Source organism: Paenibacillus wynnii, from assembly GCF_000757885.1.
Taxonomy (GTDB): Bacteria; Bacillota; Bacilli; order Paenibacillales; family Paenibacillaceae; genus Paenibacillus_AQ; species Paenibacillus_AQ wynnii.
Genome location: NZ_JQCR01000002.1, coordinates 2633363 through 2648837 on the forward strand (window position 1 = coordinate 2633363; position 15475 = coordinate 2648837).

The window sequence follows — 15475 nt, forward strand, 5'->3', positions numbered from 1 at the left end:
ATTAGGATTGGAAACTATTGTCTAGCAGGAGATTTTCCTGTTATATTTATATATTACTATATTTTAGATGTTTAAGGGGAGACGGGCAAATGAGCGATATTGTCATCAGTAAGCAGACTTTTGAACTGGAGTCCGAGTACACACCCCAGGGCGATCAGCCGCATGCCATAGAGGAATTGCTAGAGGGCATCCGTTCGGGCAAAAAGGAACAGACGCTGCTGGGAGCGACGGGTACAGGTAAGACTTTTACTATCGCGCAAGTAATTTCCAAGCTGAATCGTCCTACGCTTGTAATTGCGCACAACAAAACCTTGGCAGCGCAGCTTGCAAGTGAGTTCAAGGATTTCTTTCCTAAAAATTCGGTGGATTATTTTGTGAGTTACTATGATTACTATCAGCCGGAAGCCTATATCCCTTCCTCTGATACTTATATTGAGAAAGACTCCAGCATTAATGAGGAGATTGATAAGCTGCGTCACTCGGCGACCAGTTCACTGTTTGAGCGGCGAGATATTATTATTGTAGCGAGTGTATCTTGTATTTACGGCCTCGGCTCACCACAGGAGTACGGCAGTCTTTTACTGTCGCTTCGTGTAGGCATGGAGAAGCCCCGCAGCCAGATTCTAAGTCGCTTGGTGGATATTCAGTATCAGCGCAATGACATCAACTTTGTGCGCGGAACTTTTCGTGTGCGCGGGGATGTGGTCGAGATCTTCCCGGCATCCCAGGGGGAGCATGCGATTCGTGTAGAGCTGTTTGGGGATGAGATTGAGCGAATTACGGAGATTGATGTACTTACAGGAGAATTGATAGGGGAACGCGATCATGTTGCTATTTTTCCGGCGTCACACTTTGTAACGAAGGAAGAGACCATGAAGGTCGCACTTGTTAATATTGAACGGGAATTGGAAGAACGATTGGCTGTACTTAAAGATTCAGGTAAGCTGCTGGAGGCCCAGCGGTTAGAGCAGCGGACACGTTATGATATTGAAATGATGAAGGAAGTCGGCTTTTGTTCAGGGATTGAGAATTACTCCGGTCCGCTGACTTTCCGTGAGCCTGGTGCAACGCCTTATACTTTGATGGACTATTTTCCGGAAGATATGCTTATCGTCGTCGATGAATCACATGTGACGCTCCCGCAGATTCGAGGGATGTACAACGGTGACCGGGCGCGTAAGACGGTTCTGGTGGAGCACGGCTTCCGCTTGCCTTCCGCACTTGATAATCGACCGCTGCAGTTTGAGGAATTCGAAGATAAGGTAAGACAGATCGTCTATGTATCGGCTACGCCTGGGCCTTATGAGATGGAGCATTGCGAGACTATGGTTCAGCAAATCATCCGCCCAACCGGTCTGTTAGACCCTATTATTGAAGTTCGTCCGACCGAAGGGCAGATCGATGACCTTATTGCGGAAATTCACCTGCGGATTGAGCGCGATGAGCGTGTACTGATTACTACGCTGACTAAGAAGATGTCTGAGGACCTTACAGATTATTTGAAGGAAATCGGTATTAAGGTTCGCTATTTACACTCTGACATTAAGACGTTGGAACGTATGTCTATTCTCCGGGATTTACGTCTGGGAACCTTCCACGTCCTGATCGGCATTAACTTGCTCCGGGAAGGACTGGATTTGCCTGAAGTATCCCTTGTAGCCATTCTCGATGCTGATAAGGAAGGGTTCCTCCGTTCGGAGCGGTCACTAATTCAAACGATTGGCCGGGCGGCCCGTAACTCTGAGGGCAGAGTATTGCTCTACGGCAACAAGATTACAGACTCAATGGCAAAAGCCATGAGTGAAACGGCCCGTCGGCGTGAGCTGCAGATTGCGTATAATGAGAAGCACGGGATTACACCTACGACAATTAATAAAAAAGTCCGTGAGATCATCGAAGCAACGAAGGTTGCGGAATCCAAAGCGGATTACCTTACAGGTGTGGGCGGCAAGCTGAATAAGAAAGAGCGTCAGAGTCTGATGCAGCGTTTGGAAGCCGAGATGAAGGATGCAGCCAAGAACCTGCAATTCGAACGTGCTGCCGAGCTTCGTGATGCTCTCCTGGAGCTTCGGGCTGAGTAGAAGGTGGATTCAACGTATTAAAGTATTAAGTAACGTTGCTGTTCCAGGCCGTTCTTTTTAAATAAATCAGAGTGCCCGTGTTGTACGCGGGATCGAAATGTAGAGGAGATGTTATACCGTTGGCGATCGAAAATATAGTAATTAAAGGCGCTAGAGCGCACAATCTAAAGAACATTGACGTAACGATACCCCGTGACCGCTTCGTCGTGCTGACGGGGCTTAGTGGTTCCGGTAAGTCCTCGCTTGCATTCGATACTATTTATGCGGAAGGTCAGCGGCGGTATGTAGAGTCACTATCAGCCTATGCGCGCCAGTTCTTGGGCCAAATGGAAAAGCCGGATGTTGATTCTATCGAAGGCTTATCCCCGGCGATTTCCATTGATCAAAAAACAACGAGCCGCAATCCGCGGTCTACCGTGGGAACAGTTACTGAAATTTATGACTACCTGCGTCTGCTCTTTGCCCGTGTAGGTCATCCCCACTGTCCAGAGCATGGCATTGAAATCACCTCCCAGACTGTAGAGCAAATGGTAGACCGTATTATGCAGTATCCTCAGAAGACCCGGCTGCAAATTCTTGCTCCGATTATCTCGGGACGCAAAGGCGAGCATAAGGGACTCTTTTCTGATATTTCCAAGCAAGGTTTTGTACGCGTACGTGTAGACGGTGAACAGCGGGATCTGTCTGAAGATATTGAACTTGAGAAAAACAAGAAACATACGATTGAAGTGGTGGTTGACCGGATTGTCATCAAGGATGAGGTAGAGACTCGATTGACGGATTCTTTAGAGACAGCCCTCAAGCTCTCCGGAGGACAAATCATCGTAGATATTATAGATCAGGAAGAACTGTTATTCAGCGCCAGCTTTGCTTGTCCAGTCTGTGGATTCAGTATTGAAGAGCTTGCCCCGCGTATGTTCTCATTTAACAGCCCATTTGGTGCCTGTACAGAGTGCGACGGTCTTGGAGTGAAAATGGTGGTCGATCCTGATCTTCTTATACCGGATCCCGACAAATCCATTGAAGATGGTGCCTTTTTGGCTTGGACAGGCAGTACATCGAATTATTATCCGCAGTTTCTCAAATCAGTCTGTGAGCACTTTAAGATTCCTCGGGATATTCCGGTAAGTTCGTTGACACCTGAGCATATGAACAAACTGCTGAACGGTACCGGGAGTGAGAAGATCCGTTTCCGTTATGAGAATGATTTCGGGCAGAAGAAGGATGCGATGGTGGCCTTTGAAGGGATCATTCCGAATCTGGAACGCCGGTATCGTGAGACAGCCTCTGATGGGATTCGAGAATTTATAGAAGGCTTCATGAGCGCCAAACCTTGTCATGTATGTAAAGGCAAACGTCTTAAGAAAGAAATATTGGCGGTGACGATTAACACACAGAATATTGCTGATGTTACGGATCTTTCGATAGGCGATTGTCAGGAGTTCTTTTCAAAGATTGTACTCAGTGAAAAGGAGACAGCGATTGCTAATCTGATCCTTAAGGAAATTTCCAGCCGTCTAGGGTTTCTAGTAAATGTAGGTTTGGACTATTTGACGCTTAGCCGTGCAGCGGGCTCCTTGTCCGGCGGTGAAGCACAGCGGATTCGATTGGCGACACAAATTGGCTCCAGTCTGATGGGCGTACTGTACATTCTGGACGAGCCTAGTATAGGCCTGCATCAGCGCGATAATGACCGGCTAATCTCTACATTGGCTCATATGCGCGATCTGGGTAATACCCTAATTGTGGTTGAGCATGACGAGGATACGATGATGGCAGCGGATTATATCATTGATATCGGTCCAGGGGCAGGGATACACGGAGGGCAGGTTATCGCCCAAGGTACCCCAGAGGAGATTATGAAAGATCCGAACTCTTTAACTGGCGAGTATTTAAGTGGACGGAAGTTTATCCCTGTAACCTCTAAACGCCGTTCTACAGATGACCGGTGGCTGGAAATCCGCGGTGCCAAGGAGAATAATCTCAAGAACGTCAACGTTAAGATTCCAATGGGTGTCTTCACCGCAGTAACTGGTGTGTCTGGCTCTGGGAAGTCCTCTCTAATCAACGAGATCTTGTACAAGAGTCTTGCTCGTCAATTGAACAAAGCCGTTAAGATGCGCCCCGGTCTCCATAAGGAGATTCGCGGTCTGGAGCATTTGGATAAGGTTATTGATATCGACCAGTCGCCGATTGGCCGCACACCACGTTCCAATCCGGCAACCTACACCGGCGTGTTCGACGATGTGCGCGATCTCTTCTCCAAGACGAATGAAGCGAAGGTTCGCGGGTTCCAAAAGGGCCGCTTCAGCTTCAATGTGAAGGGCGGACGCTGTGAGGCGTGCCGCGGAGACGGCATCATCAAGATCGAAATGCACTTTTTGCCGGACGTTTATGTTCCATGCGAGGTTTGCAAGGGCAAACGATATAATCGTGAGACGCTTGAAGTTAGGTATAAAGGCAAAAACATATCCGACGTATTGGGAATGACTGTGGAGGATGCGACTGAATTCTTCAAAAACATTCCAAAAATCCACCGTAAAATGCAGACGTTGATGGATGTAGGCCTGGGTTATATTAACCTGGGGCAACCGGGCACGACCCTATCCGGCGGCGAAGCCCAGCGTGTGAAGCTCGCCTCAGAGCTGTATCGCCGAAGCACAGGCAAGACGCTTTATATTTTGGATGAGCCTACAACCGGCCTGCATGTGGATGATATCGGACGCTTGCTGGAAGTGCTGCACCGTTTGGTCGATTCGGGAGAATCCGTACTCGTTATTGAACATAATCTGGATGTGATTAAGACAGCGGATTACATTATCGATATGGGACCGGAAGGCGGAAGTGGCGGGGGCACCGTGCTCGCTACGGGTACACCTGAGCAGTTAATCAAAGTAGAGGCGTCATATACAGGGAAATATCTGAAGCCGGTTCTGATCCGCGATACCGAGCGCACGCAGGCGCTTGAACTTCAGACCGTTTCAGTGCATGATGCTTAAATTCTGTAACAGAAAAGGGTCCCGGCAGCCATTCGCATGGCTTTTGGGACCCTTTTTTAATGGAGTATGACGTGCCTTACCTTACCTTAGAGTGTGAAAGGGAGAGTGCGTTGCTCACTGCTGCTGAGTTGTACGCATTCGATGACAGCAATGACATTCAAGGCCTCTTCTGCACTAACAGGGGAGGGGGCACCAGACACAATAGAATTATATATGCCTTTATAATAATCTTGGTAACGGCCCGGCAGAGTTCGGACATTTTCTCTAACCGTCAGCCCGCTTTTGTTCTCCCAGACAAGCATTCCGAAGTTTTCCTCGGGATCTTCTCCGTAGAAAGGACTGCCGGGTCGGCCTCCACCTTTTAAGGTCTCCTCTTGGGAGTCAAGACCATATTTGCTGAAGCTTCCTTTATCGCCATGAACCAGGAAATGGGGTCCTGGTTCTTTCACTAGCATGCTAGAGTGTAGAATAACGCGCAGCCTCCCATATTTCAAGGTGATATGGAAATAATCATCCGCTTGAGCACCTTCCCGCTGTGAGAGAATATCCCCTGTGACATACTGGGGGATCCCGAACAGAACTAGAGCCTGATCAATCAAATGTGCTCCTAGGTCATACAGCAGGCCTGCTCCGGGAATCCCGCGTTCTCTCCAACGGTCACGAACTTCACGCCGATACCGGTCAAAGTGTGCCTCATATGTAAAGACTCTGCCTAATCTGCCTGAGCCTATGATCTCCTGCAGGGTAAGAAAATCATTATCCCAGCGACGGTTATGATATACGCTAAGTAGGACTCCTTTACTGCGAGCGAGGTTAATTAATTGTTTGCCCTCCGCATAAGTTAAGACAAAAGGCTTCTCAACCACAACGTGTTTACCTGCTTCAAGGGCTTCCTTGGCAAGAGGGAAATGAGCCTCGTTGGGGGCGGTGATAATAACAAGATCCACATCCTTGCGGTGGATAAGAACAGATGGGTCGGATTCCACAACTGCCTCAGGCAAGTCCTTTTTCACCAGTTCGGGTTTGGAGGAGGATACCGCAGTGATCCGGAAGCCGTTAATAGTACCGAGTAGAGGGGCGTGGAATGTGGACGCGGAGAAACCGTATCCAATCAGACCGATACGAACGTTGTGCATACCTTTCAGCTCCTTAATTGTGTTGGGAAATTAGTGGTGAAATCGGCATAAGTCAAGCATGTCCGTCGTAAGATTCAAAGAGAGCCCCTTTCGTTGATATATAAGTAAAGAAATATAGCGGTAATTCCGCTTACTTGTACCTTGATAATTTAATGTATACTCATGCGGTCAATGATTTATATCATCCTACTTTGGGTTTTTGGGTGGTTTTTAAAATATTTTTGCGACAAATACATAATTTTTAAGAGTTTTCTATTGCGCGACCCAAACGCTAACGATAACATAGAAGGTAATAAGGGAACAAGAGGACTAGTGGATTTCACAAGCGAGCTTGCCTGACAAAACTTTTTATAGGAGGTAACGCCATGCTGCTTGCAGAAGCCGTTGCAACAGGAGCATCCAAGTTCCATACGTTTGATGTATTCATGATTTTGTTCACCATTCTTATTCTGGTAGGATTGGTTCGGTTGCTTAAGGCTCCGCAGAAAAACAAATTCGCTATCGGTTTTGGAGCAGTGAGTCTGCTCGTGTTTCTCATTTCCGACTATGCAATGGTTTTGAACTGGTTAAGTTAAGTGAAATGATCTCTTAATAACTGTATTCTGCACTAATTGCAAAGATTTACACCCAAAAGACACCTTTACCGCTTCGGGCGAATGAAGGCGTCTTTTTTTACAATGAAGGATAAAGAGAGGGTCCGGTGAAGGGTATGGAGTTGGGCACAAAAAAAATGGGAGAAAAGAGTGCTGTTCTACTCCTATGCGGATGGCTGTTCTGTACAGTTTGGACGGGGAGTGCTGCTGCAGAACCCTTGGTAGTCAATAAGAAGGCTATGGCGCATGTGAGCCCGGCTCAGTTGGTGATCCGTGAAGTAAGCGGTATGGCAGTTAACACGAAGAAACCCTCCACAGCAGTGGATCTAATCCCGCAGATTATCAAGGACGTAACTCCGTCAGTAGTCGGCATTATCGGCAAGTCCTCCGGGGAGCGTTATGTCGGTGTGGATGAGCGTTACAATCTGATGCATGGCTCCGGTATTATCGTAAAAAGCAACGGTTGGATCATAACCAATGCCCATGTGGTTAAGGATCTGCAGAACACGGTGGTGGTCACTTCTGACGGAAAGACCTACAAGATCATAAAAACCTATATGGATGAGGTCAGTGATTTGGCGTTGATCAAAATTAATGCAGCGGCCCTAAAGCCTGCCAAGCTGGCTAAGTCTTCATCGAATGCCCGGGTAGGGGAGAAGGTTATTGCCATTGGAACACCTATCTCTTTTGCATTGCGTAGTTCGGCCACGACTGGAGTCATTGAGTCATTAGCGGACTTAATCGTACAGTAGATGCCTCCTATCGTCTGATCCAGAGTGATACGGCAATTAACCCCGGCAATAGCGGAGGGCCTCTCATCAATATGAAAGGCGAAGTGCTGGGCGTTAACAGCTTGAAATATTCCGCCATAGGCGTAGAAAATATGGGTTTTGCGATTCCCTCAGAAACCGTTCAGTACATTATGAACCAACTGTTCAAATATGGGGAGGTCAAACGTCCAAGCCTGGGGTTGGAGCTGGAAGGAAGCTGGTCCAGTCTGGTGGGTCTGCCTACGGAAGATCCGTTAACTGTGACGAAGGTAATCTCTTCAGGAGCACGAAAAGCTGGGATCCTCGAAGGAGATGTTCTGTACAGCATAGACGGTCACCGGGTGACCTCGAATGTGGATATCAATGAACTGTTTAAGGGATATGCACCGGGCGGTGTGGTCCGGCTGGTGATGCAGAGTGAGGGAGACATCGTGGTCCGCAAGCTGGTGCTGGGTGAAGGAGACCCTGTAGTCAGAGGAGAAGAGACTGAGGCGGAAGAGGATTGATTACGACAAGAACGGTGATCTAACAGGGGGAAATAAAGGATGAGGAAATTAAGCTTAACCCGGGGACTGCATACAGTGCTGGCGATGCTGCTTCTGTTGGCACTTATACCGATCACCACTGTTCAAGCAGCGGCGAAGGATAACTTGGAGCTGCTTCTAAAGGTGGGTAGTACGAACGCAACCGTGAACGGAAAGACGATCAAGATTGTGAAGCCTTTCACCGAAAAGGGTGCGGTAATGGTACCTCTGGGTGTATTTAAAAAGACTTTCGGCAGCACAGTCACTCTTGAACTAAATGATGTGGTTAAAGTTATGTTCGGTCCGCATACCGGTGCAATGACGATTGGCAGCCAAACCGCATGGAAGGACGGCGTGAAGGTAAAACTCGATGCGCCTCCTCGGATGGTTTCCGGTGTGCTGATGGTCCCCCTGCGTTTTGTAGCGGGAGTAATTGGGGCGGGTATTTCCTCGGGCAGCAAGGGTACGATTGTGGTGAGTATGGCAGCGCCTTTAGCGGATAGCCGGAGTCCTAAAAATGATGGGATAGATAGTGGTGTGGGTAAAACCAAGGTTGGCAACAGCTACTACGAGTGGAGCATGAATTACCCATCCGGTCTTATTGTAGGGGACAGCGGCGGGGATGAGAATGTAGCCACGTTCATGAGCTCGGAGAACCTCTACTATCTGGAGATACATGCTACCCTTCTTGAGGTTAAGGCGGATGTGGATGAAATGCTGGATCAGTTGGTTCGCAGCTCAGAAGAAAGCGGTGAGACCATACTTGACCGTGGGACCTTTCCGGAGGCAATGATTCCTTATGCGCGAGTAGTGAGCAAGGATTCCAGCGGAGCCTTGTGGGAAGGTCGTCAATATTATGCGAACGGCAGATTATATGAACTCTATTTGACGGATGATAATGCGATGAATTATAAGGATTTTGCCAAATATGCTGGACTGTTGAATTCATTTCAGCCGTCCTTTAATGCTAAAGACCGATCGATCAGGGACCTCTCCACAGTAAAAGAGGGCTCCCGAACTGCTCTCAATAGGGATTATGGCATTTCTCTACAGATTCCGGCCGATTGGAGCAAGGATGACCAGCATCTTTATTATGAAAGTAAGGATGGGAGTTATTTTCAGCTAAAAGTAAGCTCGGCACCCTCAGGTTCTTCACTGGCAAGCTGGGGGGAGGAACTGAAAAGCCAGGCTGCAGACAGCTTTGTGCCGGATGCCTATTTGAACAAAGGTAGCTTCTTCATAAACATATCCGGTGTTCAGGCGCAAATTAATGAAGTGCAGTACAACTATGGAAATGGCTGGACGACGGAATATCAAATGCTTCTTCTCAAAAACGGCTATCGCTATTATGGGAAGTTTGTAGCATCCGCGGGACATGAAGACGAGAAAGCCAAGTTTAATGCCATGGTTTCTTCTATGAAGATTGATTTTGAGACCATCAAGGAGAACTTTGGGCGGTTAGCGGAGGACTCTTATCTATCGCTTAAGAATAAGGCTGTGACCAAAATATCCAAAACCTTCGGCTATGTAATCGACATCCCGCTGCTGTGGGCGCCATATCAGGATATTTTTGAGACGCAAAATGTAGAGTACCGATTCACTGGCGGCCGTTTCCAGCTTTCTTTAAGTCCTGAGGGATTCATGGAGTTTACTGTTAACCAGCTTAAGGATTATTATCAGAACAAAAATAATGATCCCAAAGGCCCGATCATCGAGAGTGTTGAGGAAACGACATTCGCGGGTGGGCCGGCAACAGTAATCACCGTGCATCAGACGAAGGGCGCTATTCCTTATGTAATTAAAACTACAGTTTTCAGTAAAAAAGATGTGGTCTATACACTCACTGTAACGCTAAATGATGCTAATGCCACACCTGTGCAGCAGCAGCTTCTGGAGCAAACGCTGCAGTCGTTCCGGTTTACGGGTACAAAGTAAGACTATTTAAGACATAAGACTATTGCTCTAATTCATGCAATGTTATAATTGTTTTTGACGAAGAACGTCCTTTATGCCAGTCGGCAGAGGACGTTCTTTTTTTTATGTAAAAACACCTCCGCCGCCATGTTGATTAGCTGGTATTAGGCTCCATACGCCTCGGATTCATGGTACTTAGGACACTCTAAGCACTTAAACGATCCATGTGCTGTCTCGAGTGCTGAATTGTTGCAGAAAGTGCAGGAAATGGGGTGTGAGTGGGGCCAGGTGAGGTGAATTGTTGCAGAAAGTGCAGGAATTGGGGTGTATGTGCGGTCTAGAGTGCTGGATTGTTGTACAAAGTGCAGGAATTGGTGTGTGTGCGGGGCCTAGTGAGCTGAATTGTTGCAGAAAGTACAGGAATTGGTGTGTGTGCGGGGCCTCGGGTGCTGAGTTGTTGTAGAAAGTGCAGGAATTGGTGTGTGAGCGGGGCCTAGTGAGCTGAATTGTTGCAGAAAGTGCAGGAAATGGTGTGTTAGCGGGGCCTAGTGATCTGAATTGTTGCAGAAAGTGCAGGAATTGGGGTGTGTGGGGGGCCTAGTGAGCTGATTGTTGTATAAATTGCAGGAAATGGGGGGTATGTGCGGTCTAGAGTGCTGGATTATTGTACAAAGTGCAGGAATTGGGGTGTGAGTGGGGCCTAGTGAGGTGGATTGTTGTACAAAGTGCAGGAATTGCTGCACACCTAAAGTAACTTTAGTCTTTTTTTAGAAGAAAACCAAAACATGAAAAGGATGATACTCATGGACTTCGAGCAACAGCATCTATTATGGATGGAGCGCCACTTAAACGATAGATCGGGAGAGAGAAAAGGACGGTTGCTTAGAGGGCATCAGCATGCGGAAAACCTGCTGCTTAAGAATGTATGGTGGCCGCTGTTCGGGAACCTGGATCATTTGCATCCGGAATACGAGGTGTATGATTGGAACCGCAAGTCGCAATTTCTTGATTTTGCTTATATCACGCCCTATGGTCGTTTCGGACTGGAGTGTGACGGTTTTCAAAGCCACATAAAGGATATGGACCGGGAAAGATTTAGTTACTCATTGAATCGGGATACTTTTTTGACTGGAATGGGATGGAAGATTATTCACTTTTCATTTGATGATGTGCAGAAGCGTCCTGAGATTTGCCGCATGCTTTTGCAGATGGTTATTGGTCCCTCGTACTTAAGAATCCTCTCAGCAGAATCGACCTCTCCTTTAGAGAAAGAGGTTATACGTTTAGCTTGGAATTTGGGGAAGCCGATCCGAACCAAAGATATTATGGTTCATTATAGGGTTAATTTTCGAACTGCCCGCAAATGGTTGCAGGGCTTGGTACATAAGGGAATGCTGCAGCCTTTAATCAAAAATAAATACACTTGTTACTACGAGCCTGTTGAGGGGCTAGCGGAGAGATTATTCTGAGAAAGTAAAATAATAAAGCAGTAAAGCAGGGGTTCTATTGGGAAATATCTGTGGGCTCCTGCTGTGAAATTAACACAATTCCGTTGTTCCAAGTAAGTAAGTAGTACCCTATAGTCTGGGAATCCGGTTAAAACATACTTTGTATCTGCGTATATCGACTTTTTCTATATAAATGTTGGTAAACACATGGCGTACAGATGTGATATTTGATACAATAGATAAGTTAAAGACGATGAAAAGATCCGCTATTGCAGCGGTTTGGGAGGATATAGATGACAGAGCAAGACATACGCAGAGAAGACGTGGAGCTGTTAGCTCCGGCAGGCGATTGGGACTGTATGCGTGCGGCGGTAGCGAATGGAGCAGACGCGGTCTTTTTTGGCGTGGAGAAGTTTAATGCACGGGCCAGAGCGAATAATTTTCGCATGGACGAGCTGCCGGAAATCATGGCGTTTTTGCACAGTTATGGAGTAAAAGGGTTTTTAACCTTTAATATATTAGTGTTCGAGAATGAGTTGACAGAGGCTAAGGAGCTAATCGATGCTTGTGTGGATGCCGGAGTTGATGCGGTTATTGTGCAGGACTTGGGTCTGGTGAAGATGATTCGCGAGATTTCCCCGGATTTTCCGATTCATGGTTCAACACAAATGACGATTACTTCCCCGGAGGCGGTAGAATTTACGAAACCTTTCGGATTAGAACGTGTAGTTCTCGGACGTGAAAATAACCTAAAACAAATCAAGACGATTGGCGAACAAGCCCGCCTGCCGATGGAAGTATTCGTGCATGGGGCTTTGTGTGTTTCTTATTCGGGTCAATGTCTGACCTCGGAAATGTGGGGCGGACGTTCTGCTAACCGTGGTGAATGCGCTCAAGCCTGCCGCCTCCCTTATGACCTAATGGTGGACGGAGTCGTTAAGCCGATGGGGGATGTAACTTATTTGCTGTCTCCTAAGGATTTGGCTGCCATTGATCTGATGCCCGAGCTGATTGAGGCAGGGGTCACTTCTTTTAAAATCGAGGGGCGTCTTAAGAGCCCGGAATATGTAGCTAATGTAGTGGGGAAATATCGGAAGGCGATTGACCGTTATTTTGACGGTGTTTGGTCGGAGCCGTCCAAGGAAGAAGTGCGAGAGCTGCAGCAGAGTTTTTCTCGGGGATTTACACATGGATTCCTGGGTGGAACGAATCACAAGAAGCTCGTGGACGGTACATTCCCGAAAAGCCGGGGCGTCTATCTGGGTACGGTGGAGCAAATCCTTCGAGACGGCGTAGTCTGCCGCATTCATGCACCGCTTAAGCGTGGGGATGGTATTGTTTTTGATGCTGGCGATCCTACGAAAAAAGAAGAAGGCGGACGTGTCTACGATTTGCGCCGTAAAGGTGTAAAGCTGGAGGGTGAGGCTGGTGAAGGCTGGATTATCGATATCGTTGCAGGCCGTAACGATGTGGATCTGCGCCGTCTTCATGTCGGAGACCGTATCTGGAAGACTAATGATCCGGCGCTCGACAAAGCGCTGCGTCAAACCTACGAGACGGAGAAGCCGTACCGGGTATTCCCGGTTAACATTAAGGTCGAGGGCCGCGTTGGTGAGCCGCTCTCGACCTGGTGGACGGACACGCAAAAGGGCGTAACCGTCCGTGTAGACTCGGAGCTTCCGCTGGAAACCGCGCAGAAGCGCCCGATGGATGCTGCGCTGCTGGAAGAACAATTCGGCCGCCTCGGCGGGACCGTCTTCCAGCTTGGCGCTATGGAGTCGCACCTGGAAGGCGACGTGATTGTGCCCATGCGCGAGCTCAACAGCATCCGCCGCCGCGCGGTGGAGCTGCTTGCGGGCGAGCGCCCGAAACCGCCCGTGTACGTGAAACGGGCGGTCGAGGTCTACAGCGACGCCGCCCCGAGGGGCGCCGCTGGGGTTGCCGTCCCTGCGAAGCGGGACGGCGCAGGTGTGCGCGGTGAAGCGGAGCTTACCGCGCTGTGCCGCAGCCTGCCGCAGGTGCAGGCTGCTCTTGACGCCGGCGTGACGAACATCTACGCCGACTTCGAGTTTATCAAGCAGTTCCCGGCAGCGGTGGACGCTGTACGGGCGGCTGGCGCCAGCATTACGCTGGCAACGCCGCGTATCCATATGCCGGGCGAGAATGGCTATCACGCTAATATTCTGCGTCTGCAGCCGGATGCTGTGCTGGTGCGTAATACCGGAGCATTGTATTACTACCTTCGCCGCCGGATGGAACAGCCGGATGCCGTTCATCCGCGAATCATTGGCGATTTCTCCTTGAATATCGCTAACCACAAAGCAGTAGCATTGTTCCTAGAGGCAGGCTGTGACCTTGTAACACCTTCCTACGATCTGAACATTCAGCAGATGGTGGATCTGTTAGACCATAGTGACACGTCGCGTATGGAGATTGTAATCCACCAGCATCTGCCGATGTTCCATACGGAGCATTGTGTATACTGCACATTCTTAAGTGAAGGAACTGACTTTACCAACTGCGGCCGTCCTTGTGAAGATCAGCGGGTTTCGCTTCAAGATCGCATCGGGATGTCCCATCCCGTCCGTGTGGATGAAGGCTGCCGTAACACGGTTTACAATGCCGTTGAACAGTCAGGCGCTGAATATCTTAATAACTTCCGTGAACTGGGAGTGACTTCCTTCCGTGTCGAGTTTCTGGAGGAGACACCGGAGCAGGTAGCAGAAGTTCTCAGCCTCTACAGCCGTGCGCTTCGCGGTGAGATTTCCGGCACTCAAGTATGGAAAAGCTTGAAGGCTACCAACCAACTCGGCGTTACACGCGGCCAATTGGTAAACGCCAAGTAGACAGCAACTTTAATATTTCCATTATTAGATTAACGGGCAGGGCAAAGGGAGCAATCCCTTTCCTTGCCCGTTTTTTATCAATGGGTATAACCCATTCAACTATTTCCCAAATACCATCAGAAACTGCTATAATTAAGGCTATTATTCCCCTTTTCATAGATAAGGTGTGGAACCGGAACAAATACATAAAAAGGAGCATATGCCATGAAAATTCGCAAAGCTATTATTCCTGCTGCAGGATTGGGTACTCGCTTTCTACCTGCAACCAAAGCAATGCCCAAAGAAATGCTGCCAATCGTAGATAAGCCGACGATTCAGTATATTGTAGAGGAAGCCGTTGCTTCAGGCATCGAAGATATTATTATCGTTACAGGAAAAGGAAAGCGGGCTATCGAAGACCACTTTGATACTTCCTTTGAGCTGGAGTTCGGTCTGGCGGAGAAGCAAAAGTGGGAGCTGCTGGACTCTGTACGCAAGTCATCTGAAATGGCGGACATTCACTACATCCGGCAAAAAGAACCGAAGGGCTTGGGACATGCCATTTGGTGCGCACGTAAATTCATAGGTAATGAACCCTTTGCTGTTTTGCTTGGAGATGACATTGTTGAAGCGGATACGCCCTGCCTGAAACAAATGATAGATGTATATGACGAATATAAATCTTCAATTGTTGGTGTTCAACCTGTTCCGTGGGAAGAAGTATCCCGTTATGGTGTGGTAGACGGTACTGAATTGGCGGAACGTGTCTATAAAGCCAATCGTCTCGTAGAAAAGCCGAAAAGAGAGGATGCACCATCCAATCTGGCGATACTCGGACGCTACATCTTAACACCGCGTATTTTCGATATGCTTGGTGAACAGCAGGTAGGTGTAGGCGGAGAAATTCAGCTTACCGATGCCATTGCCCGTCTTAGTGAGGTAGAGCGGATTATCGCCTATAACTTTGAGGGTAAGCGTCATGATGTAGGAGAGAAAATGGGCTTCATTCGAACTACTATCCACTATGCACTCCAACGTGGGGAGCTTAAAGAAGACCTGTTGCGCTACCTGAAAGAGATTGTAGAGAGTGAAATGGAAAAAAGCAGCCTACTAGAACAGTAACGAACTTATTTTATATGTGGGAAAACCATTAGCATTATAAAAAGAGCGATCCCCAATTACTTG

General features: G+C 48.2%; 10 protein-coding genes. 9 read left to right on the forward strand and 1 reads right to left on the reverse strand.

Annotation, left to right across the window (positions count from 1 at the left end):
- Positions 1–89: 89 nt before the first annotated feature.
- On the forward strand, positions 90–2081 hold the full coding sequence (gene uvrB, locus PWYN_RS14365; protein WP_036652750.1) for an excinuclease ABC subunit UvrB: 1992 nt from the start codon (positions 90–92) through the stop codon (positions 2079–2081).
- 119 nt (positions 2082–2200) lie between these two features.
- A complete protein-coding gene (gene uvrA, locus PWYN_RS14370) occupies positions 2201–5080 on the forward strand; it encodes an excinuclease ABC subunit UvrA (protein WP_036652751.1) in 2880 nt (959 codons plus the stop codon).
- An 86-nt stretch (positions 5081–5166) separates the two neighbouring features.
- Here the strand turns inward: uvrA and PWYN_RS14375 are convergent, their stop codons facing one another.
- Positions 5167–6216 carry an oxidoreductase gene (locus PWYN_RS14375; protein ID WP_036652763.1) on the reverse strand — a complete coding sequence of 350 codons (1050 nt, stop codon included), beginning with the start codon at positions 6214–6216 and terminating at the stop codon, positions 5167–5169.
- A gap of 365 nt (positions 6217–6581) precedes the next feature.
- Here PWYN_RS14375 and PWYN_RS14380 point away from each other — a divergent pair, with 365 nt between their 5' ends.
- The 7 genes from PWYN_RS14380 to galU all read left to right on the forward strand — a co-directional run bounded on the left by PWYN_RS14380 (position 6582) and on the right by galU (position 15412).
- Positions 6582–6791, forward strand: a complete 210-nt coding sequence (locus PWYN_RS14380) for a DUF2759 family protein (protein ID WP_036652766.1) — start codon at positions 6582–6584, stop codon at positions 6789–6791.
- Between the two features lie 134 nt (positions 6792–6925).
- Positions 6926–7561: a trypsin-like peptidase domain-containing protein gene (locus PWYN_RS30660; RefSeq protein ID WP_420805765.1), complete on the forward strand. Its 636-nt coding sequence runs from the start codon at positions 6926–6928 to the stop codon at positions 7559–7561.
- 71 nt (positions 7562–7632) lie between these two features.
- Positions 7633–8085: a S1C family serine protease gene (locus tag PWYN_RS30665; protein ID WP_052087956.1), complete on the forward strand. Its 453-nt coding sequence runs from the start codon at positions 7633–7635 to the stop codon at positions 8083–8085.
- Positions 8086–8124: 39 nt separating this feature from the next.
- Positions 8125–10038 (forward strand): stalk domain-containing protein, encoded by a 1914-nt coding sequence (locus PWYN_RS14390; protein ID WP_036652768.1) that lies wholly within the window; start codon positions 8125–8127, stop codon positions 10036–10038.
- 782 nt (positions 10039–10820) lie between these two features.
- On the forward strand, positions 10821–11486 hold the full coding sequence (locus tag PWYN_RS14395; RefSeq protein ID WP_036652770.1) for a PDDEXK family nuclease: 666 nt from the start codon (positions 10821–10823) through the stop codon (positions 11484–11486).
- A gap of 272 nt (positions 11487–11758) precedes the next feature.
- Positions 11759–14311, forward strand: coding sequence for a U32 family peptidase (locus PWYN_RS14400; protein WP_036652772.1), 2553 nt, complete (start codon positions 11759–11761; stop codon positions 14309–14311).
- A gap of 204 nt (positions 14312–14515) precedes the next feature.
- The gene (gene galU, locus PWYN_RS14405; RefSeq protein WP_036652774.1) at positions 14516–15412 is read left to right on the forward strand and encodes a UTP--glucose-1-phosphate uridylyltransferase GalU; all 897 of its coding nucleotides are present in this window, start codon (positions 14516–14518) and stop codon (positions 15410–15412) included.
- The last annotated feature ends 63 nt before the right edge of the window (positions 15413–15475 follow it).